Raw genomic sequence first — 19,914 nt, forward strand, 5'->3', positions numbered from 1 at the left:
ATAATGGATCTTCTCTCTCCGCAGCTGGCGCGTGAGCGCCGAGGATTGTAGCGGAGGTCTTTAGACCTCCATCCGGGCGTTGGGGTAGGCGGGTTGGTGGCGGGGAGGAAAGATGGAGACCTGAAGGTCTCCGCTACGGGGAGGCACCTCTCATGCTTCATGATACCGCATTCTCGTGCTCCAACGTGAAACGGCCGAGCGGGTGCTCGGCCGTTTCAGTGCGCGTGGAGGATCGCGGAGATCGGCTCCTGATTGACTGCACCGATCCGCAGGAGTTCGCCGCTGGCACAGAGTGCCGCCACCTGCTGGTTTGCGCGGAGGAGCTCATCGTGCGACGTGCCTGCATCAATCCAGAGCCCGGGGAGTTCCGGAGCTGAGAGGAGACCCTGCCGGACGTACCACATGTTGAGGTCGGTCACCTCGAGTTCCCCGCGCCCCGAGGGGGCGAGCGTGCGGATGACATCGAACACCTGGCTGTCGTAGCAGTAGATGCCGGTCTGCGCGAGGTTGGACTTCGGCTGTTGCGGCTTCTCCTCAATCGACACGACGCGCCCGGAAGCGTCGAGCTCCACGACACCGCACTGACGCGGATCCTCCACGCGCGTGACGAACACCATCGCGCCCTGCGGACGCTGGACGAATTGCTGGAGGTAGGGACGGAGGTCTGCAGTGAAGATGTTGTCGCCGAGCAACATCATGATCTTCTCGCCATCCACGAACCGCTCCGCGAGGCCCATGGCCTGCGCGATCCCGCCCGCCTCCTCTTGGATGTCGTACTGGAGACGCAAGCCAAACCGGGATCCGGAACGCAGGAGATTGAGAAACCCCCCCGCGTGCTCCGGCCCCGTAATGAGGAGCACCTCCGTGATCCCCGAACGCGCCATGGCTTGGAGCGGGTAGTAGATCATCGGCCGATCGTAAATCGGCAAGAGGTGCTTGTTCGTCACGTACGTGAGCGGCCGGAGCCGCGTCGCCTTCCCACCGGCCAAGATGACGCCTCGCATAGAATAGGAGATCACTGCGCTGATCGCGCCGATGACGCAGATACCTTATCGATCCTGAGATGAGAGAATGACACGTCTAGCCTTGATCCCATCCTGCGTGAAGAAGAGGAGTAAGGCAAGCTGTTTCCCTGTAGCACGGAGATATTCGAGAACCTGCTTCTTGTGGATGTGCTATATGAAAGGAACAACTTTTATCTCGACAACGAGCTCATTGCGGAGCACAAAATCAAGACGATAGTTTCCTATCTGTTCACCCCGATATATCAATGGAACCACCACTTCATGCTGATACGCAATGCCTGCATCATCAAACTCTTTGCATAATGCCCGATGGATATACTGCTCACGCACCCCATATCCCAATGCGTTGTACACCCGAAACGCAATACCGATTGTTTGACGAGTCAACTCCAATTGTGGGAAATCATCCATAGCGTATCAGCGCGTTATCTGTGTGATCTGCGCAGCGATCTCCACCCCCACTTCACCTGGTACCGCACGAGCGACGTGAGGTGCGAGCGGGTGAGCGGATTGACGACGAGCGACTTGAGGCCCGGGACGCGGGCAGACGACCGCCCGTGGCCGTGCTCCACGACGACATCGCCCTTGTAGTAGACCGGCCATCCGCGCGACCAGAACATCCGGCAGAGATCGCAGTCCTCGAAGTACATGAAGTAGCGTTCATCGAACCCACCAACCTCGCGCAGCGCACTCCCTCGGATGACCATTGCAGCGGAGACGGCCCAATCAATGGGGCGCGTCTTCGTGTGGTCCACATCCTCCATGTGAATGCGATCCACACGGCGCAACGCCCAGCGGTACCGCTGGTGAAGCCCGAGCCGATGGATGGGCTGGTCAAAGAATGAAGGGAAGCGCATGCACGATCGCTGCATGGAACCGTTTGGGAGCTGGAGCTGCGGCGCGACCATACCAATCGCCTCGTTCGCCTCGAGGAAATCGTACAATCGCTTCGTCACCTGCGGCTGCTCAGCGAGGAAGACGACATCGGGATTGATGAGGAAGTAGTAGCGCGCATCGTACTGCCGTAGCGCGATGTTATTCCCACTCCCAAACCCGCCGTTGCCGGACGCGGCAATGACGATGGGCGTCGGGTGCATATCGCGGAACTCCCGTGCAATCGTCTCTGCGATACCGTCGCCCGATGCGTTGTCCACCACGACGGGCTGCACGGTGAGTCCGCTCCCCGCGACATCGCGGTAGAGCGACCGGAGCATGGTGACCACGCTCGCGGCCATGCGGTAGTTCACGGTGATCGTCACAAGGTCATGCATACGCGCTACGCGGTGAACCACCGCCCGATCACCTCCGGTGCCACGCAGTATCGCTCCATGATCTTCCGACGCTTCTCGAGCATCACCGGCACGAGGCGCGGGAGGTCTCTGAGCGCGCGGAGCGTCCCCCACTCTGTCGCCGCGAGGTAGAACAATTTCTGCGCTTCATGGAGGAGGATGGGTACCACGTCGGCGCGCAGCGTGGCGCGGTGCTCGTTCTTCACGAGCGTGAGGAGGTGATTCCGATAGGATAGCCGACGCTCGATGGCGCTCCGATGACGGCGCTTCCGGTGTGCAGCCGCGGTGCGGTCATGCCACGCGCGCGCCGCGGGGATGACGAACGCGCGCCACCCCGCGCTCCGCAGCCGGTACGCGAGGTCCACGTCTTCCTTGTACGAGAAAAAAGATGCATCGAGCACCTCACCGTCATGCGCCACCGCTTGGAGCGCGGCGCGACGGTACATCGGGAGCGCGCCGGAAACCCCAAAAACCTCGCCGAACGTCACGCTGCCGTACTCCTCCCCCGCTCCCAGCTCGACCACCTGACGGCTGCGTCGCACGAGGAGCCCGAGCGAGTCAATCTCATCGGTTCGCGTCTGCGTGGGGAAATCCCACCGACAAAGCGCGCCCTGTACCGCAGCGGTGTTGGGGTGGGTTTGGAAAAAAGCGAAGCAACGCGCGAGGTAATCCGGTGCAAGGGCGACATCCTGGTTGATGAGCTGCACGAATGCGCTCGTGGAGCATGCGAACGCCTGATGATGCCCCACTGCAAACCCGAGATTCTCCGCGTTGCGGATGTGTTGCACCTTTGGTGTGGCGGATGCACGCCAGCGCGCGCACTCGCGCGACAGCGTCGCCACCGTCGCATCGGTGGACCCGTTGTCCACCACGACGAGATCCCAACCCTGCATCGTCTGCTCGCGGAGCGACGCGAAGAGGTGCGGCAGGTACGCCGCACCGTTCCAGGTGACGAGTTGGAGTGTCAGCGATGCCATACGTCATGGAGTGCGGTGATGCCAACCGCAAGTGGACGAGCACCTCCGAGCACGCGGGACTTCCACGGCGCGTGGTGCTTCCGGAAGTACGTGAGCATGCTCCGCGTGAACATGCGCTGCTTTGCCGCAGTGGGCACCTGCGCGAAACTCTGTCCCACGAAGTCCACACATCGAACGCTCGGTGTATAGGAGACCTGCCAACCGGCATCGGTCGCGCGCTTGCAGTAGTCCACCTCCTCGAACCAGAGGAAGAACTCCTCATCGAGACCCCCGAGCTGCTCGATGATCGCACGACGAATACAGAAGAACGACCCGCGGATGGAATCCACATGCGCCTCACGCGCGTAGTTGAAATCGCGCACGAGGTAGCGATCGAGCACACGCGGAACAACATGCGGAAGCTTCGCGAGGATCGCGAGCTGATCGGAGAGCTGCGGGAACATCCGCACGTGCGGAATCGTTGCACCCTTCTCGGAAACGAGGTGACACCCCGCGATCCCCACGCGCGCGTTCCGCGGCTCCCGCATGAACGCCACAATCCCCGGCAGCGTCCCCGCGAGCACACGCATATCCGGATTGAGGAGCAGGACGTACTCCGATTCCGACTCGCTTGCAGCTCCGATGCCCTGATTGCATCCTACGGCGAACCCGCGATTCTCCCCATTCGCAATGACTCGCACCCACGGGAACTCTGCACGCACCATGTCCACGGTCCCGTCGGCGGATGCGTTATCCACGACAACCGTATCCAACGCAATACCTCCCGCATGTTCCACAATGGAGCGCAGGCACACCCGCAGCCGCTCGCGGACGTTCCAGGAGACGATGACAATGCGGAGATCCATACCGCCTCTATCCTAGCGCATCGCCGTGGAATGAAAAAGGCGCCGTCCCGCCTTCCGGATGGCGCCACCCCTACGCTCCCTGGAGGTGCGCGTTGACCTCGCCTACCCGCGTGCGCAGGCGCTCCACCCAGTCGCGGTGCTCTTGGTACCAACGCACGGTGCGCTCGAGCCCGTCCGCGAAACGCTCGCGCGTGTACAGCGGTGCCCACCCGAGCTGCTGCATCTTCGTCGCGTCAATCGCGTACCGCCGATCGTGTCCGGGGCGATCCGCGACAAACTCCATGAGCGAACGCGGCCTGCCGAGGATGTCGAGGATCGCGCCCACGACCTCGAGGTTGCTCCGCTCGTTGTTCGTGCCGATGCCGTACGTCTCACCCGTGCTCCCCTCGTGGAGCACGCGATGGAGCGCAGAGGCGTGATCGTCCACATGAATCCAATCGCGCACGTTCTTCCCGTCGCCGTAGATGGGCACCGGCTGCCCCGCGAGCGCGCGGAAGATGACGAACGGGATGAGCTTCTCCGGAAACTGGTACGGGCCGTAGTTATTCGAGCAGTGTGTGACGATGACCGGTGTCCCGTGCGTTCGCGCGTACGCGCGACAGAGGAGATCGCCACCCGCCTTCGCCGCGGCGTACGGAGAGTTCGGTGCGAATGCCGTCTCCTCGGTAAACGGTGCCGCATCGTCAAGGTCGAGCGCACCAAAGACCTCATCAGTGGAGACCTGGACGAATCGCGCGATATCGAGCTGCCGTACAACATCGAGGAGCGTGCATGTCCCCAGCACGTTCGTCTCCACGAACGCACGGGCTCCGACGTGGATCGAGCGATCGACGTGCGTCTCCGCCGCAAAGTTCATCACCGCCTCAATGCGGTGCGTCCGCGCGACATTGAGAAGTCGCACGCTGTCCGTGATATCGCCCCGCTCGAAGGCATACCGCGGTCCAAATCGCTCCGCGACGTCCGCGAGCGCATCAGGATGCGCGGCGTAGGTGAGCGCGTCGTAGTTCACGATCGTCACATCTGCGTACCGTTCGAGCGTCGCGCGGATGAAGTTCGAGCCGATGAATCCGGCACCGCCGGTGACGAGGAGTCGCATAGGAGATCAGTGCGCAGATCGCGCAGATGATGCACAGATCATACATCTTCACGCAGCGTAGTGAACACCGTACCAACCGCAACCGCGGCGAGGAGTGCGACGACCGCGGCGAGCGTTCCGCCGCCCAATGTCCAGAAGGACCACCCTCCCACGACGAGCGCGGCGAGAAACGCTCCGCCGAGCCACGCCCACGCGCTCGATGGAGCGGCGTGTGTGGCATCCTGTGGAGCGATCATAGCCACTGCGATGAGCGCGAGCAAGAATGCGTGCGGATTGATAACACTGCGCACGAACCCGGGCTCGAGATCATCGAGCAGGAGGAGGAGCGGGTAGAGTACGAGGAGGACGAGGAGCACTTCCCGCACCATCCACCTCTTGGCATTCCCTCCTTCCGTCATTTCGACCGAAGCGCGTCCGCGCGCGGAGTGGAGAAATCTCACACGTTCCTTCTTTGTACTCATAGACACACACCCATGAAGCACATCGCATCACGTTCCGCCGTCACCGTCAGGTCACGAATCACTATCGGTCGCTCCGCGGAGATGCCCGGCGCAGAGAAAATAAAACGGTAGACGTTGCGCTCCACCTGCCACGAACGTTCAAGCGTGAAGGGAATCCGTACCGTGCCATCCATCTCGCGCAGGACGTCGGGGTGCACGACGAGTTCCGCACCATTCACCACGCCACCATCCACCGTCTTCACGTCAAACTGCCACAGCTCCGGATGCGTGCGCACCCCCACGCGGAACGGGACACCGTGGTCGTTATCGTACCGAAGGGTGAGCGTGACACGTTCGAACCACCGCGGAAGCCGTACATCCGCATACACGGGTTCGCCGATGAGGAGCACGCCGGATGTTGCAGGCGTGAGCGCAACACGCGGCGGCGGGCCAAACGAGGTCACAGACGGTGTTGATCGGTTTTCGACACTATCGGCGTGCGCCTCGAACTTCCGATCGAGCTGCACGTCACGCGCCGCGAGGAGCACGAGGAAGAGCCCCGCGCAGGCCCAGAGAGCGAAACGAATCGTTTGTCGCGAGATCGTCATAGGGTCAATCTCCCACGCGGTAAAGGGTCTCACCGAACGGCATTGGTGCAACCGCCGTCAGCGGAAATGGAACCTCGACCACCCCTGGAGCGTACCAGTACACGGGCGCGCTTTCGAGGAGGAGTCCCACGCGCCGCATGAAATCCGCATCGGGCGCGTCCTGCGCGTGCACGACCGCGCGCTCGGGGAAGAAGACCTTGTCCATACGGTGCGAGAGGATGACCGCATCGTCGGGCGTTGCCGCGATGACCGCGCGTGCACGCTCGCGATGCTCTGCGAGTGCCTGACGCTGTCGCACGAGACCCTCGAGTGGATCGGCAATGATCTTCCGACCAGACGTACTTGCAATGGCGAGGAACACGAGCGCAGCGATGGGGAGCCGCATGCGGGAAGCGCGCGCGAGGAGCGCGAGGAATCCACTAGCGGCGAACGGCGCGAGGAGCACAATGATCGGCAGCCAGTAGCGCGCGTAGGAAATGGTGAGCACATTTGTTGCTCGCACGAGCGGGTCCGCAATCGTCCAGGACCCGTAGAACAGAATGAGCCAAGCGACGATGACAAGCGTACCCATGACGACGTACGCGCCATTCCCTCGTATCGCTACGCTCCTCTCTCCTCTGTCATTTCGGATCTCCCCTGTGTCATTTCGAGCGAAGCGAGAAATCTCACCAGCCCCAATCACTGATCGAACAACCCCAACACCCGCGAGTGCCATGAACCACCAGTACGGCACCACCATATACTCCCAAAACCGCCGAAACGCGGAGGCGAAATCCCATCCGAACGGCGCGACGAACGCGCGGAGAATACCACCCGACTGCACGAACTCCGTCGGCAGCGCGCCACTCTCGTGGAGGAGCGCGTAGCCGGTGGTGAACGGCGACCCGTAGAGCTGCGCATTGAGGGCGAGCACAGGAACGAACGGCAGCACGATCCCGAGTGCCGCCGCTCCCATCTGCCGCCACGACGCGCGCTGTCGCCATGCGAGCACGATTCCAAGTGCAGCTACCCAAACGATCTCATGCGTCCGCATCGTCAGTGCAATGCCAATAAGCAAACCGCCGAGCAGCCAACCCCCCACCCCCCCTCGCCCCCCCTCAAGATGAGCGGGGGGATTCCTTACTACCCTCCCCCTCTTCCAGAGGGGGAGTTGGGGGGGGTGCCCGACGAGCACCGCAAATGCCAAAAGCAACAACACCACGAACGGCACGTTCGGCAAAAACGCCGTCGCCGTGAACATCCAGAGCGTCCCATGAAACGCGAGGAGGAGTGTCGCGATGAGTGCAGTGCGAAAGTCCCACAACACCCTGACGATACGCGCGAACGCCAGCAACCCCAACCCCGCAAGCAGCGGCGTGAAAAACAGCATCGCGCGCGCACCAAACACGCGACCGAGCAACCCATACCACAGCGGCAACCCGAGGTACGCACCGGGGACCATCGCTCCGTCCGCACGCACATTCGCCGTCCGCGGATGGATGAGGTTTCCCGCCTTCACATTGCGCGGCTCGTCAACCACGAGCGACTCCCCCCGCGCCACCCGCTCCGCAACATACGCATTCGTCGTCTCATCCGGCCAGTGAAAGCGCGGTGCGAGGTCTCCGCTTCGGAGGTTGTCCCACGAGAGCACGGACGTGCCAAGCGTCACGAGGATCGCAATGGCGATGAGCATCGCACGACTCCCCCACTCCCCCCCGCTAGATTCCATAGGTGATGAGCGAGATGAGCGCGAAGAGGATCGCGACGACGAACGTCGCTTGGGAGATCGGAATCGTCGCCGGAATGCCGAACGCGAGACCGAGGAGCAGCACGGTGACCCCGAGCACCTCGAAGCTCATCTTGAGCTTCCCCCAGCGATTCGCGTGCACGGACCGCCCATGCGAGTGACCGTACCACGCGAGGCCGAGGATGACGGCCTCGATGAGGACGATGGTCAACCCGAGGATGGGATTGAGCTCGCGCACGACGACACCGAGCACCATGCTCGCGATGAGGAGCTTATCCGCGAGAGGATCGTAAATCGCACCCCACTGCGTCACCTGGTTGCGCGTCCGTGCAAGCGCGCCATCCACCGCATCGGAGAACGCGACGATTGCGAACGCAATGAGTCCCCAGCGGTACTCACCGATGAGGATAAGGTAGAGCACGAGCGGCGTTGCCGCAAAGCGGAACACCGTCACTTGATTGGGCGTGACCTGACGCGGAATGAACACGAGCACCGTCCGCGCGAGGAGCCGGTCGAAGAAGGGTTGGAGATTCATAGGGAGATCACTGCGCAGATGACGCAGATGAAGCCATTGCCAGAACATCTACAAAACCCCGCCTCCATGTCATTTCGACGAGTCCGCGAGGAGAAATCTCACACGTTTCAAGGTATTGAAGCGGGTGAGATTTCTCCCTACGGTCGAAATGACATACACGTTCTACAGTCACCCGTTGCGTCGCTGATCAGGTAGGATGGAAGCAGATGCTCGAACGCCTCATCACCATTGTAGCAGGAACGGCCATCCTGTCAGGGATCCTCGTACTCCTCGGGTGGTTTGCGATGCCCGTGCGCATCCTCGTGCTCGCGGGAGCTGCCATCATGACTCTCACCCTCATCTTGAGGGGGAGTCCCGAAGCCAGTTCGGGACTCCGGCTTGCTTCCATCTCGCAACGTCGGAGCTGGAGGGGGTGGATTCGGCATGCACAGACAGACGCTCCGCGACGCTCCATCATCCTCCTCTTCGGCATAACGATGCTCGCGCTCGCCGCGATCATCGTCCTCGTTGTCTCCGGTACCACGGCACCCATTCGCTCTCCGTGGTCGCAGGTTCCCGATGCCTTCTTCGTCCTCTATGCGATCCTCGTTGGAGCGGCACTTTTCGCGGGATGGACGCATCCGCGCATTGGTGCTATCGGCGTCGCGCTCGCGCTTGGCATCACCGCACTCGTCGCCATCCTCGTGTACCCACTCGGCTTTGGGTTTGATCACTTCCTCCACGTCGCGGCACAGCGCATCATTCTCGACACCGGCGCGCTCGCGCCGCCTCCGTTCTTCTACAGTGCCCACTACGGCCTCGCGACGCTCATCGCGACGCTGGGTATCCCGCTCGCGCTCGCGGATCGCCTCCTCGTTCCGCTCCTCACGGTGGTCATCCTCGTTCCGCTCGCGCACCGCACATTGCCCCGCGGTGGCGTCCTCGCGCTCCTCGTCGTCCCATTCCTCCCGCTCGCCGTGAGTACCCCGCAGGCACTGAGCTTTGTCTTTGGCCTCGCGGCAGTGCTGTCATTGCGAGGAGCGAGGCCTCGAGCGACGCGGCAATCTCGGCCATTCCCGGGATTGCTTCGCCCCAACCAAAGCGTCGGGACTCGCAATGACACTGCCATTTCCCTCATCGCTGCGCTCGCCTCCTTCCTTGCCAACCCTCTGAGTGGGATCCCAATCATCGCGAGCGTTATCGCGCTCATCCTCTTTCGACATCGCCAGCGCATCCTTGGCACGCTCGCTGCACTCGGCGGCATTTTCGCACTCCCCATCGCGTTCGCACTCACCACGCGCATCGTCCCGCAACTTGATCTCCACGTCGCCTTCTCGCTGGACCCGCTCCGCAATCTTGTACCTGCAATCCACAACACCCTCACCTTCCACGCCGCGGACTTCGCCACCGCCGACGCGCTCGCAATCGCTCGCATCGCGCTCCCCCTCCTCTGGATCGCCCTCGCGATCATCGGGTGGCGGCTTGCCCCACGTTCACGCGTCTCCATGATTCTCCCGCCGTGCGTCGCCCTCGGCGCAGCACTCGCCGTCTTCCTCACCGTCTCCATCCCCACGCAGCTCGCAGAAGAGCAGACGGACTTCCCGCTCCGCCTCCTCCAGCTCGCCGCGCTCCTCGCGGTCCCGCTCGCGGGCACTGTCCTGCACACCATTGTTGTTCGCTCGCGCACGCTGTCGCTGCGCGCGGCGTGGACCGTGGGGCTCGCAACGCTCGCCACGCTCACCCTCCTCCTCGCCTACCCACGCAATGATGCACAAGCGCGCTCCGGCCTCTGGAGCGTCTCTGCCGATGATATCGCCGCCGTCCACGCGATCGCGAACGACGCCGGCAATGAACCCTACGTCGTCCTCGCCAACCAAATGCTCGGTGCTGCCGCAATCCGCGAACTCGGCTTCCGCCCCGCGCACATCCTGGACGATGGTCGCGAAGTCCTCGCCTTCCCCCTCCCCGCAGGCGGCCCCATCGCCCGCGAGTTCTGGAACTACGTCACCGCCGTGACACCAGACCCTGCACCCATTCACGCCGCGATGTCCCTCGTCAACGCCACCCGCGCCTACATCGTCCTCCACGACTACTGGACGAACTACACGAACCTCGTCGAGGCAACGGTTGCGATTGCCGACGGAGAGATCAACCCCCAAACGCCTAACCGCGCACCAGCATTCTTCCACCTCCGCGTGTTCCGCTTCGATGCGAACCCATAACCAAATGAAAGACCCCCATCCGTTCTCACGGTGGGGGTCTTCTACGGCCTCAGTACAGGTACCCCATCGCGGGCGTACATTCTTCCGCTTGGCTGATGCCAATCTCGGAGATCCAGAGCACCTGCAACGCCTCATCTTGATTTGCGTCTACCGAAAGGAACCCTCGATGATGACGGGTGCCTGCGAGCGAACGCTCAACAACCTCCATCTCGGTGCCACGATGCTTGAGGTCCGCATACAGTGCATTGAGCTCGGGGGCTTGCAAACGCACAGGGGAGTCAGACCAGTGGGTCAGCTCAGTCGCCATGGCTACCGCAACGCGATACACCGCATCGTGCCCGAAACGAGCCGGCACATCATCGGGCATCCGCAATGTGCTCCCGCGCTTCACGCACAGCCGGTACAACGTAAGGCCCATGGACTGTAAATACTGCTCGTTGAGAATGGCCACAACCCCAGCAATGAACTCCCGATCAGGCAACCAGGGAAGATCGGAATGTCCTCGTCGCACCACATGATCGTGCGATAGAAAACGGGCGAGGGCAGACCGTACCGCATCTGCAACACTCTGCGGATCAACGTTGCCTACGCGTTTGGCCTTCACACATGCGTCACTGAATGCCGACTGGAAACGCTCCAACCACGCCCGCGCGTCAAAGTGCACCTGCAGTGCAACTTCAACGATTCGTTCTTCCCGAACGCGCTCCCCGCCGCTTCCACCCGCAAAGGAGAGCGTCAGCGCAAGCGATGTCTCCCGCGGCACCGCGTTGCCGATGTGCGAGAGTTGCAGCATACACGCCTCTCCGACCGCAAGGTCAACGTATGCTGCATCTTCCCGTCCGGCGAACGTCACCAGCCATTCGGGTGGCTCTCGAACGATACGACAGCGTACGGATCCGTCGTAGAGATTGAAAACGGGCACTGTTCCATCGAGCTTTCGACCGTCCGTACACAACCGGACTTCCGTGCGGATAGGCGCACCCGTCGAGGCACGAGGTACTTCATCGTCACTCACCGCGAGCCCTTGGCCCGTGCCGAGCCGTTCGTTGAGCACCGCGATCCACCACTCCATCAACGTATCGTCCCCGAGGAGACGACGAAACGCGCCGGGAGTAAATCCCACACGCCGCGACCGACGAAAGAACTCCGCTACTTGATCAGGATCGGGACCAGCCATGTGACCTGCCTCCTTCCTTCTGCTGTTCCGACCGGCCCGTTGGCACCGCATACGTCCAACAGACCTGCCGCTTCATTGTAAGAACAGCGCGTCAGGACCGATCGTCATCCGTCCGCGCCGCGCTGCCCTCAAAACCGTTGGGAAAAACAAGCAAATCCCCAAGTTGCTCTCAACCTAGCACACGGACATCATACGGTCAAGATAGGTACTTCTCTTTTGGAGTATGTCACCTCGTCCCACTCACCGCGTGACGACGAACGCATGGAGTGCCGTTCCCGGATCGCGCTCCTCGATGATGCGGAAGCCGTAGCGCCGGAAGATCGCGCGGATGGCGTGGGGGTCGCGGCGGTGACGGCGGATACCCCGACGCTGCGTCCGTGGGAGGAACACATCCGGCACTGCGCGACGCGCTGCGACGAACATGTTGCGCGGTCGCGTATCAAACTGCAAAAACGCAACGCCGGAGAGGCATTGCGCGATCTTCCGGATGTACTCCTCCACGTCATCGAACCGCTCGAGGTGCTGGAGCATGAGCGCGGAGTAGATGAAATCCGCGGGTTCCTCGTACCATACGGTAGTCGAGAGATGGCACGACATATTCCCCACCCCAAACTGCTGGCAACGCTGCTGGAGCTTCTCGAGCATGTACGGCGAAACGTCCACCACCTTCAGGCGGATGAACTTCTTGGACATCGGGACGGCGAGCCGCCCAATCCCGCACCCGAGCTCAATCGCGAGCCGATTCCCGCGCACGTGCGGTGCCACCGCGTCCCAGATGAACGCGGTCGTCTGTTCGCCCGATGCCCAGAACGCATCCTCCTCCCGCCACTGCGCCTTCCGGCGCGTAGCGATGTAGAACATTGGGTCCTCTTTCGCGAATCGGTCCCAGGGATTGAGCCCAATGACTGGACGCATAGCGCGTAAGAATTTCTGAAAAAATCATAACCCTGTCATTGCGAGGAACGAGTCCGCGAGTGACGCGGCAATCCCGGTCATCATAGGGCGGATACGCAAACTGTTGTTGTCGGATCGGTGCGCTGATGACCGGGATTGCCACGTCGAGGACTCCTCGCAATGACAACAATGCATGGTTTGGCAGAGGTCCCTGTACAGAATTCCGCCGTATTCCGCATACGGATGGACGTCAGCGATAGCGCGATGGCATATCGTTGCCTTCTGCATGAGTATACACCGCATCGAACATTTGTGCAATGACTGCAATGCGGTGCTCCCCTGCCCGCTCCACGCACGCCTCGCGCATCGCGCGAACTGCTTGTGGTGCCTCGATGCAGTGGCGCAGTGCCCGTATGAGCTCATCCACGCTCCCGGGGTCAATGAGCCACCCATGGACACCATCCTCGACGAGCTCCGAAATGCCGCCGACATTGCTCGCGACGACCGGAATACCTGTGGCGAATGCCTCGAGGATGACACCCGGCTGGTTCTCCGCGCAGACCGATGGCACAACGACGACATCAACGTGCGCGATGGCACGCCGCACCGCCGCGGCATCAAGCCGTCCGCGGAGGACGACGTTCCGCATGGATCGGCTCGCGTGCTTGAGGAGCGGGAGTACCGATCCATCCCCAACCACGTGGAGTGCAACGTCGGGAAACAGTGCGACGAGCTGCCGGAATGCCTCGAGGAGCAGCACGACCCCCTTGTGCCCCTCCACCTGCCCCACGAAAAGGAGCGTGCGTACCGCGCGATCGCGCGCGTGCGCCACCAGCGGCTCCGAGCTGTCAGAGACCGGATTCCCAATGACGGTGCTCTGGCTCTCCGGAAAAAATCCGAGATCACGGTGGAGCGCGAGCAGCCACTGCGTCGGCGATGTCACGACATCGGGACTCCCGAAGCGCCTCCGTCGCAACGCACGGAACCACCGTCCCGCGCGCGATCGCTCGATCGCGGTGTACGGCTGCCCATGGCGATCGAGGAGGCCGGACGGCGTGATGAGCTGCACGTCGTGGAGTGTGTGCACCCACCGCACGCCGCTGCGCCGAATGACACGCGGTGTGAACCCGCCGCACCCCACGAGGTTGTGCGTGTGGATGACGTCGGGTGCGATCCTCCGGATCGCTCGCGCGAGCGACCACGCCGCCGCGATGTTCCATACGTCCATCGCGTGCCAGAGTACGCGGACGACTGTCGGCATGCGGTGGAGCGATGCGAAGCCGGACGTGGTTCGCGCGCGCACCGTCACCGTGTGACCGCGCTCTTCGAGCGCCACTGCCAACTGCGCGACGATGCGCTCCGCACCGCCGCGTGCATCCGCACCGGCGCGATTCGTGAGCATGAGTACATTCATAGGGCAAGCTGCTTGTACAGTACCATCCACTCCGCCACGACGCGCGCCCACGCGTAGTGCTCCTCCACCGCCCGCCGACCCGCTGCGCCCCATACGATACGGTGATCCGGATGGTCGCGCAACCAACCGATGGCTTGCGCGAGCGCTGCAATATCGTTCGATGGAACGATGCGGCCGGTCTCTCCATCACGAACGACCGTGCGGACGCCCGGGAGATTTGATGCGATGACGGGCTTCCCGCACGCCATGGCCTCGAGGGCGACGAGCCCGAACGCCTCGGACTGCGACGTGGAGGGGAAGACGAGCGCATCCGCACGTCGGTAGACCTCGGGGAGTTCCTCATCCGAAACCGCACCAAGGAATACTACCCGATCTGCAACGCCGAGTGCGCGCGCCTGCGCTTCGTACTGCGTACGGAGATTACCATCGCCAACGATGCGGAGCGACACATTGTCCGTCTGCGCGATTGCCTGCAGGAGCACATGCACACCCTTGAACGCGTGTGCCGTATCGAGACCACCGACGAAAAGCGTTTCGAGTGTCGAGTGGCGCACCGCGAGTGACACGCTCGGCGCAAACCGTTCCGCGTCCACCCCAAGCGGAATCACCGCACCGCGATCGGCAATCGTGTTCCACAAAGGTCCGAGCGTGCCGTACCACGCGTAATCATCAGATGAGCAAACAATGCGATCGGCGTGCGCGAAGAGGCGCATCAACGCCACGCACTCGTACACGCTGAAGAGCACGCCGCGCCGCCCGCGACCGATGAGATCCATATGATACTGCACCACGAGCCGCCTCTTGGGATCGCGCAGCTTCCACCGGAGCACCGGCGCGAGCCCACCGATGAACGGCCAGTGGAAGTGCACGATGTCAGTGTCCGCGAGCTGTCGCCCCATCGCGGGGCACCACGCGGCGTTCCCGAGACGCACCTTCCACGAGACGGACGCGGGAGTGATGACGTGGACATCAACGCCACGCGCCGCCGTGCGCGAGACGAGCTCGTGCGCAACATTCCCCATTCCGCCACGGTACGGCGGGTAGGTTGAGACGACGTGCGTGATGCGCATAGGCGAACTCCAAGCCGCTACCAGACGATGAGCGGGCGCACCGCGCGCCACCAGCATGCGACGATCGGGTCAATGGCCCGTTCGACGAGCGCGTTGCGTACTTCGGGATTTGCGAACCGCGCGATGAACCGCCTCGTCACCACGCGATCGGGCATACGACGTGCCGCCTGCTTCGCAGCGCGGTGGCGCAGCACCGATCGCCACGTTGCCGGTCGCAGGAGATCACGCCACGCGCGCACCTTCTCCGCACCCCACCCGCCGCGCCACGCGAACACAAAGAGCGCAACCTCGCTCGCACAGAGTGCCGGCGCAAGAACAAGGAGCGTGAGGACGCGGAAATTCTCGAGCAAAAAACGAATACGATTGCGCTCCATGTAGAACATCTTCGCGGTGCTCCGCCCGAAATCGTAGTGATGCACGACGACGCTCTGCGGCGCGAGCACACACCGAAAACCGCAGAGCCACAGACGCACGCCGAGATCGGTATCCTCGTGGTAGAGGAAATACGCCTCATCGAAGAACTGCACATCTCCCGCATCGTCCTGTGCAAACCCCACGCGGGAGAGCGCGGTCATGCGGTACATCACCGCAGCACCGGAAGGGTACGTCACCTCGGGACAAGGATACCCGCGCAGCGTGCGACGCACGTCGCTCCAGCACGCGCGCTGCGCACCCACCGCGAACCCGAACGACCCAAACCCAAGTGGATGGATAGCATTGCCCACGCTCTGCACGAGCCCCGCATCGGTCTGCCAGCGCTTCCGTTCATCCACCGGCTCGCCATACATGATGCGCGCCTGCACCGCGCCGATCGCGGGATCGGACTCCATGGCCATGACGAGGTGCCGGAGCCAATTCGGATCAACCTCGGTATCCTGGTTGAGCACCGTCACGAACTTCGCGCCGAGGTCGCGCGCGTGGCGAATGCCGATGTTCATGCCGCCGGCGTACCCGGTGTTCGCTCGCTGCGGGAGCACGTCTATCCTCCCGACGTACTCCTGGAGCACCGCCGCCGTCTCCGCCGTCGCGGCATTGTCCACGACGACAATGCGAAACCGCTCCGACGGAAACTCCGTTCGGAGGACGCTCTCGAGGCACCGACGAAGGTCTGCCGGCGCGTGGTAGGAGAGAATAATGACGGCAATCATGCAGGTGCATTCCACCTATTCATGCTGCCTATCATCGCATGGAAACAGCGGCTTGACAAACCGGAGATCGCATGCGACGGTACCAGAGCAGTGCCCGCGAAATACTCTTTCACAACAAGGGAGAACCATGCAGCGATCCGTCGCCATCATGTTGGCATCACTCATCACGAACACGGCGCACGCGCAGCACCATGCCGCACCCGATCCTCGCGTGGTGCGCTCTTACGACAAGAACGGCGAGCTCATCTGCGAGCGACCATACGAACAGTTCGGTGAGCAGCCAAGCCGCGGCACCTGTGCCGCTGCTCCCGGTGCCGTCGTCACCATCATCCACAACCCCCTCGTCGTTGACGTTTCCAACGAACGCATGACCGAATCCGAACGCACGCTCGCTATCGAGCGCATCCGCAATGTAAACGAACGGCTCGCCGCACTCGAACACGCATTCGTCACCGAGGCGGTACGGCAACGGCGCGCGGCGCACCACATTATCGAACATGCGCCCAAACCGTACATCGCACCCGTCGAACGCACGGACTGGTGGGGCATCGTTGATACCAGCAACTCCAACCGCCTCCAAGAAATCGTCGCGGAACGCGAGCGTCTCCTCGGTGCCCTTTTCTCATGGGGGATGCGTTTCGCAGAGGGAGTAGTTTCCACCGGTGAGTATGAAGATCGGTGGACCATGCAGCGCGGCACGCTCGACACGTACATGCCGACTCCGATCCAGGAGGAGCGATTCGGTCCGTATTCCGCGCGCACGCAACGCGCGCTCGACGATCTCACGCAGCGATTCGTGAGCGAGTGCATCCGTCAGCGTGTGAGCGGCAACATCGAGCTTGGCACACAACTCCTCGAGATCACGCTCTGGGCATCGTACCGCATGTTCACCGCCACCGCGCCGCAGGATCGCGCCGCGCTGTACCATGCGTGGGACGAGCACTGCCACACGGAAGGCGAGGATCCCATAATCGCCTCGGTGCGCTTCCTCCTCTCGAAGGATGTCCGCGATGCGTGGCACGTGAGCCGGCACCAGAGCACCTACGCCGTCGGCTTCGAGGAGGACGGCAAGAACGGCGCATGGACGTGCAATACATTCAATGTGCACCACGTGACGGCGTGCGGCAACGTCGAGTTCTGGCATTCGGAAGAAGGCGAACGGCCGGACGTCACCTCCAGCTTCCGCGACAGCATCCAGACACTCCCCGAAGCACTGCGTACCGATGGCTGATCCGCCTCGTACACCACAGCCCCCGCTCCATCACGGAGCGGGGGCCTTCACGTCTGCGGTCATGATTCCTCTCTGGGATCGCTTTTTTTCGTTTGCGACAACGCGACCTCTCGCGTCACCTTCGTGATCGCCCGATCGAGCTGCTCCATGCGCACGCTCATGCGGAACAGGAGTGCTGCGAGTGCCACGATCGCACCATACACGACAACATCCGCGCCGCGTCCGATGCCGAGGATATCCGCGAGGCGATTCGTCCCCTCCGGCACCACCGCGACGAGTGCCACGAGCACCCAGATTGCCGCCCAGAGTAACAACTCCGGCAACCGAATGTCACGTTTCTGAAACCGCACCGCCGCACGGAGGATTCCCGCACATGCAACCGCGATGAGGAGGATGCGCATGAGCATAGTGTTAGAACATCCGTCGGAGCATCAATCCCCATGCGGTCTTCGCGCCGGTGACGAGTCCCTGGCCCTTGGAGAGCGAGTACGCGGTGTAGATCGTTTGGATGGGAACCTCGGCGATGCGCAGACGGAGCCGCGCGGCCTCAGCGAGAATCTCACTGGAGACCTCCATGCGATTCGTGCGCAGGTCGAGACGCTCCGCGGCCGCACGTGCGATCGCGCGGAATCCCGACTGCGTATCCGAGCACCGCACGCCGAAGAGGACTCGCGTGACGAGGTTCGCGGTGCGGTTGGCGAGCTGACGCGCGAGCGGGGCTGTCGCCGCATGATGCCAGCGCGTCCCAATGACGAGGTCTGCACCGCCGCGTTCGATCGGCGCGATGAGCTCCGCGATGTCCGTCGGGTCGTGCTGACCATCGGCGTCCATCGTGACGATGCACGTCGCCCCGCGCGCGAGCGCCGCCGCGATGCCGGTACCGAGTGCCGCACCAAGCCCGCGATTCACCGCATGACGCACCACTTCGGCGCCCGCGCCGCGTGCGAGCTCGCCCGTCCCATCGCGGGACCCATCGTCAACCACGATCACGCGCGCGCATCGCTCCCGCACGCGCCGTACCACCTCGGCAACCGTCTGCGCCTCGTTGTATGCAGGAATAATGACGACGGTGCGCATAAACGCAAAATGATGAACGCAGAACGCAGAACTTTTACATTCTCACTTTTGCGTTCTGCGTTTATGCTAGTATCCCAACAGCTCACGGTGCGCCTGCGCGAAGTCAATGGTCTTCTGGAGGCCGTCCTCGAGGCGCGTGATCGGTGTCCAACCCAAGAGATTCCTCGCCTTGCTGATATCCGGAACGCCCTGCGGGGTCATGAAGAGGAGCGGCTCGACGAAACGCACCGAGGATGCCGACCCCGTCATCTCGATGACCATGCGCGCGACATCTGCGATCCGGTGCATCTCCGTTGATCCGAGGTTCATCGGCCCTCCCTCCTCGGATTCCATGAGCGCGATGAGGCCGGCGACGACATCGTCCACGAACGTCAGCGAGGTCGTAAAGGTCTCATCGCCATAGATCGTGAGGTCCTTCCCCTCGAGCGCGTTGACGACGAAATCCGGGATCATCTCGCCGATGCGGAGGCGCTGGCGCGGGCCGTACGTGCGAAAAATACGTGCGATCTTCGTGTCGATGCTGTACTGCTGGCGGTACGTCGCCACGACGGTCTCTGCGAACCGCTTCCCCTCGTCGTAGCACGCGCGCGGCCCGAGGTGGTCTACGACACCGTAGTCATCCTCGGCTTGGTAACGCTCGCGATCGCGCGCCCCGTACACGACGGAGGACGACCCGAGGAGGAACTTCGCACGGAACTGCGACGCGAGGTGGAGCGCATTCACCGTCCCGTAACTGTTCGCGAGGAGCGTCTCCACGCGGAGGTCCTCAAAATCCTTCGGCGAGGTCGGGCACGCGAGGTGGTAGATCTCCTGCACGCCCTGGAACTCCACCTTGAAGCGCACGAGCTCGGGGAACGCGTTGAGGTCAATGGGTGCCGTCACATCGTGCTTGATGAAAACGAAATCCGGTCGCTGCAGCAGGTGTTCGATGTTCTGCTGCGTACCGGAAACAAAGTTATCGAGGCAGATGACCTTTGCTCGATCGAGAAGACGCTCGCAGAGGTGCGACCCGATGAACCCCGCGCCACCGGTGACGAGGATATTCGGCTTGTCAAAAATGGGCTGCTCGAACATAGAATTGAGACCGTAGAAAAATGCTTTCGTCGGATCACTGCTCTCCCCCTACGTCATTTCGAGCGGAGCGAAAGCGAAGTCGAGAAA

At 62.5% G+C, this 19,914-nt stretch carries 19 protein-coding genes and 1 pseudogene; 2 read left to right on the top strand and 18 right to left on the bottom strand.

Annotated features, from left to right (window positions below; genetic code table 11):
* Window positions 1-215: 215 nt before the first annotated feature.
* From Q7S96_04595 to Q7S96_04640, 10 genes and pseudogenes are all read right to left on the bottom strand, one after another.
* Window positions 216-1,004, bottom strand: coding sequence for a sugar phosphate nucleotidyltransferase (locus tag Q7S96_04595; protein MDO8463515.1), 789 nt, complete (start codon window positions 1,002-1,004; stop codon window positions 216-218).
* A 45-nt stretch (window positions 1,005-1,049) separates the two neighbouring features.
* Window positions 1,050-1,436: pseudogene (locus Q7S96_04600) on the bottom strand (GxxExxY protein).
* A 14-nt stretch (window positions 1,437-1,450) separates the two neighbouring features.
* Window positions 1,451-2,296, bottom strand: coding sequence for a glycosyltransferase (locus Q7S96_04605; protein ID MDO8463516.1), 846 nt, complete (start codon window positions 2,294-2,296; stop codon window positions 1,451-1,453).
* Window positions 2,297-2,301: 5 nt separating this feature from the next.
* Window positions 2,302-3,291, bottom strand: a complete 990-nt coding sequence (locus Q7S96_04610; GenBank protein ID MDO8463517.1) for a glycosyltransferase family 2 protein — start codon at window positions 3,289-3,291, stop codon at window positions 2,302-2,304.
* On the bottom strand, window positions 3,279-4,136 hold the full coding sequence (locus Q7S96_04615) for a glycosyltransferase family 2 protein (GenBank protein MDO8463518.1): 858 nt from the start codon (window positions 4,134-4,136) through the stop codon (window positions 3,279-3,281). Before Q7S96_04615 ends, Q7S96_04610 begins: the two co-directional genes overlap by 13 nt.
* Before the next feature lie 70 nt (window positions 4,137-4,206).
* Window positions 4,207-5,232, bottom strand: a complete 1,026-nt coding sequence (rfbB, locus tag Q7S96_04620; GenBank protein MDO8463519.1) for a dTDP-glucose 4,6-dehydratase — start codon at window positions 5,230-5,232, stop codon at window positions 4,207-4,209.
* 38 nt (window positions 5,233-5,270) lie between these two features.
* On the bottom strand, window positions 5,271-5,630 hold the full coding sequence (locus Q7S96_04625; GenBank protein MDO8463520.1) for a hypothetical protein: 360 nt from the start codon (window positions 5,628-5,630) through the stop codon (window positions 5,271-5,273).
* A gap of 59 nt (window positions 5,631-5,689) precedes the next feature.
* Window positions 5,690-6,280 carry a hypothetical protein gene (locus Q7S96_04630; GenBank protein ID MDO8463521.1) on the bottom strand — a complete coding sequence of 197 codons (591 nt, stop codon included), beginning with the start codon at window positions 6,278-6,280 and terminating at the stop codon, window positions 5,690-5,692.
* 4 nt (window positions 6,281-6,284) lie between these two features.
* Window positions 6,285-7,988, bottom strand: coding sequence for a hypothetical protein (locus tag Q7S96_04635; GenBank protein ID MDO8463522.1), 1,704 nt, complete (start codon window positions 7,986-7,988; stop codon window positions 6,285-6,287).
* Window positions 7,978-8,541, bottom strand: coding sequence for a CDP-alcohol phosphatidyltransferase family protein (locus Q7S96_04640; protein ID MDO8463523.1), 564 nt, complete (start codon window positions 8,539-8,541; stop codon window positions 7,978-7,980). The genes Q7S96_04635 and Q7S96_04640 overlap by 11 nt, the downstream gene beginning before the upstream one ends.
* A 206-nt stretch (window positions 8,542-8,747) precedes the next feature.
* Here Q7S96_04640 and Q7S96_04645 point away from each other — a divergent pair, with 206 nt between their 5' ends.
* A complete protein-coding gene (locus tag Q7S96_04645; protein ID MDO8463524.1) occupies window positions 8,748-10,742 on the top strand; it encodes a hypothetical protein in 1,995 nt (664 codons plus the stop codon).
* A gap of 49 nt (window positions 10,743-10,791) precedes the next feature.
* On the opposite strand, the gene Q7S96_04650 is transcribed toward Q7S96_04645, so the two are convergent.
* From Q7S96_04650 to Q7S96_04670, 5 genes are all read right to left on the bottom strand, one after another.
* On the bottom strand, window positions 10,792-11,919 hold the full coding sequence (locus tag Q7S96_04650) for a hypothetical protein (GenBank protein ID MDO8463525.1): 1,128 nt from the start codon (window positions 11,917-11,919) through the stop codon (window positions 10,792-10,794).
* 240 nt (window positions 11,920-12,159) lie between these two features.
* The gene (locus Q7S96_04655; GenBank protein ID MDO8463526.1) at window positions 12,160-12,834 is read right to left on the bottom strand and encodes a class I SAM-dependent methyltransferase; all 675 of its coding nucleotides are present in this window, start codon (window positions 12,832-12,834) and stop codon (window positions 12,160-12,162) included.
* A 229-nt stretch (window positions 12,835-13,063) separates the two neighbouring features.
* Complete coding sequence (locus Q7S96_04660; GenBank protein ID MDO8463527.1) at window positions 13,064-14,227, bottom strand: glycosyltransferase; 1,164 nt, start codon at window positions 14,225-14,227, stop codon at window positions 13,064-13,066.
* On the bottom strand, window positions 14,224-15,297 hold the full coding sequence (locus Q7S96_04665; protein MDO8463528.1) for a glycosyltransferase: 1,074 nt from the start codon (window positions 15,295-15,297) through the stop codon (window positions 14,224-14,226). Before Q7S96_04665 ends, Q7S96_04660 begins: the two co-directional genes overlap by 4 nt.
* A 17-nt stretch (window positions 15,298-15,314) precedes the next feature.
* Window positions 15,315-16,445: a glycosyltransferase family 2 protein gene (locus Q7S96_04670; GenBank protein ID MDO8463529.1), complete on the bottom strand. Its 1,131-nt coding sequence runs from the start codon at window positions 16,443-16,445 to the stop codon at window positions 15,315-15,317.
* A gap of 127 nt (window positions 16,446-16,572) precedes the next feature.
* On the opposite strand from Q7S96_04670, the gene Q7S96_04675 reads away from it, so the two are divergent.
* A complete protein-coding gene (locus Q7S96_04675) occupies window positions 16,573-17,676 on the top strand; it encodes a hypothetical protein (protein ID MDO8463530.1) in 1,104 nt (367 codons plus the stop codon).
* 59 nt (window positions 17,677-17,735) lie between these two features.
* Here Q7S96_04675 and Q7S96_04680 read toward each other — a convergent pair whose 3' ends face one another.
* The 3 genes from Q7S96_04680 to Q7S96_04690 all read right to left on the bottom strand — a co-directional run bounded on the left by Q7S96_04680 (window position 17,736) and on the right by Q7S96_04690 (window position 19,827).
* Window positions 17,736-18,083: a DUF2304 family protein gene (locus Q7S96_04680; protein ID MDO8463531.1), complete on the bottom strand. Its 348-nt coding sequence runs from the start codon at window positions 18,081-18,083 to the stop codon at window positions 17,736-17,738.
* A gap of 4 nt (window positions 18,084-18,087) precedes the next feature.
* Window positions 18,088-18,753: a glycosyltransferase family 2 protein gene (locus tag Q7S96_04685; GenBank protein ID MDO8463532.1), complete on the bottom strand. Its 666-nt coding sequence runs from the start codon at window positions 18,751-18,753 to the stop codon at window positions 18,088-18,090.
* Between the two features lie 66 nt (window positions 18,754-18,819).
* Entirely contained in the window at window positions 18,820-19,827 is a 1,008-nt protein-coding gene (locus Q7S96_04690; GenBank protein ID MDO8463533.1) for a GDP-mannose 4,6-dehydratase, read from the bottom strand.
* Between the last annotated feature and the right edge of the window lie 87 nt (window positions 19,828-19,914).

The sequence above is a fragment of the bacterium genome (assembly GCA_030647005.1).
Lineage (GTDB): Bacteria > Patescibacteriota > Patescibacteriia > JACPHY01 > JACPHY01 > JAUSKG01.

Excerpts from the sequence above, each read along its gene's own strand:
- Q7S96_04595 (MDO8463515.1), bottom strand. The coding sequence starts at position 1,004 with ATGCGAGGCGTCATCTTGGCCGGTGGGAAGGCGACGCGGCTCCGGCCG.
- Q7S96_04605 (MDO8463516.1), bottom strand. The coding sequence starts at position 2,296 with ATGCATGACCTTGTGACGATCACCGTGAACTACCGCATGGCCGCGAGC.
- Q7S96_04610 (MDO8463517.1), bottom strand. The coding sequence starts at position 3,291 with ATGGCATCGCTGACACTCCAACTCGTCACCTGGAACGGTGCGGCGTAC.
- Q7S96_04615 (MDO8463518.1), bottom strand. The coding sequence starts at position 4,136 with ATGGATCTCCGCATTGTCATCGTCTCCTGGAACGTCCGCGAGCGGCTG.
- rfbB (MDO8463519.1), bottom strand. The coding sequence starts at position 5,232 with ATGCGACTCCTCGTCACCGGCGGTGCCGGATTCATCGGCTCGAACTTC.
- Q7S96_04625 (MDO8463520.1), bottom strand. The coding sequence starts at position 5,630 with ATGACGGAAGGAGGGAATGCCAAGAGGTGGATGGTGCGGGAAGTGCTC.
- Q7S96_04630 (MDO8463521.1), bottom strand. The coding sequence starts at position 6,280 with ATGACGATCTCGCGACAAACGATTCGTTTCGCTCTCTGGGCCTGCGCG.
- Q7S96_04635 (MDO8463522.1), bottom strand. The coding sequence starts at position 7,988 with ATGGAATCTAGCGGGGGGGAGTGGGGGAGTCGTGCGATGCTCATCGCC.
- Q7S96_04640 (MDO8463523.1), bottom strand. The coding sequence starts at position 8,541 with ATGAATCTCCAACCCTTCTTCGACCGGCTCCTCGCGCGGACGGTGCTC.
- Q7S96_04645 (MDO8463524.1), top strand. The coding sequence starts at position 8,748 with ATGCTCGAACGCCTCATCACCATTGTAGCAGGAACGGCCATCCTGTCA.
- Q7S96_04650 (MDO8463525.1), bottom strand. The coding sequence starts at position 11,919 with ATGGCTGGTCCCGATCCTGATCAAGTAGCGGAGTTCTTTCGTCGGTCG.
- Q7S96_04655 (MDO8463526.1), bottom strand. The coding sequence starts at position 12,834 with ATGCGTCCAGTCATTGGGCTCAATCCCTGGGACCGATTCGCGAAAGAG.
- Q7S96_04660 (MDO8463527.1), bottom strand. The coding sequence starts at position 14,227 with ATGAATGTACTCATGCTCACGAATCGCGCCGGTGCGGATGCACGCGGC.
- Q7S96_04665 (MDO8463528.1), bottom strand. The coding sequence starts at position 15,297 with ATGCGCATCACGCACGTCGTCTCAACCTACCCGCCGTACCGTGGCGGA.
- Q7S96_04670 (MDO8463529.1), bottom strand. The coding sequence starts at position 16,445 with ATGATTGCCGTCATTATTCTCTCCTACCACGCGCCGGCAGACCTTCGT.
- Q7S96_04675 (MDO8463530.1), top strand. The coding sequence starts at position 16,573 with ATGCAGCGATCCGTCGCCATCATGTTGGCATCACTCATCACGAACACG.
- Q7S96_04680 (MDO8463531.1), bottom strand. The coding sequence starts at position 18,083 with ATGCTCATGCGCATCCTCCTCATCGCGGTTGCATGTGCGGGAATCCTC.
- Q7S96_04685 (MDO8463532.1), bottom strand. The coding sequence starts at position 18,753 with ATGCGCACCGTCGTCATTATTCCTGCATACAACGAGGCGCAGACGGTT.
- Q7S96_04690 (MDO8463533.1), bottom strand. The coding sequence starts at position 19,827 with ATGTTCGAGCAGCCCATTTTTGACAAGCCGAATATCCTCGTCACCGGT.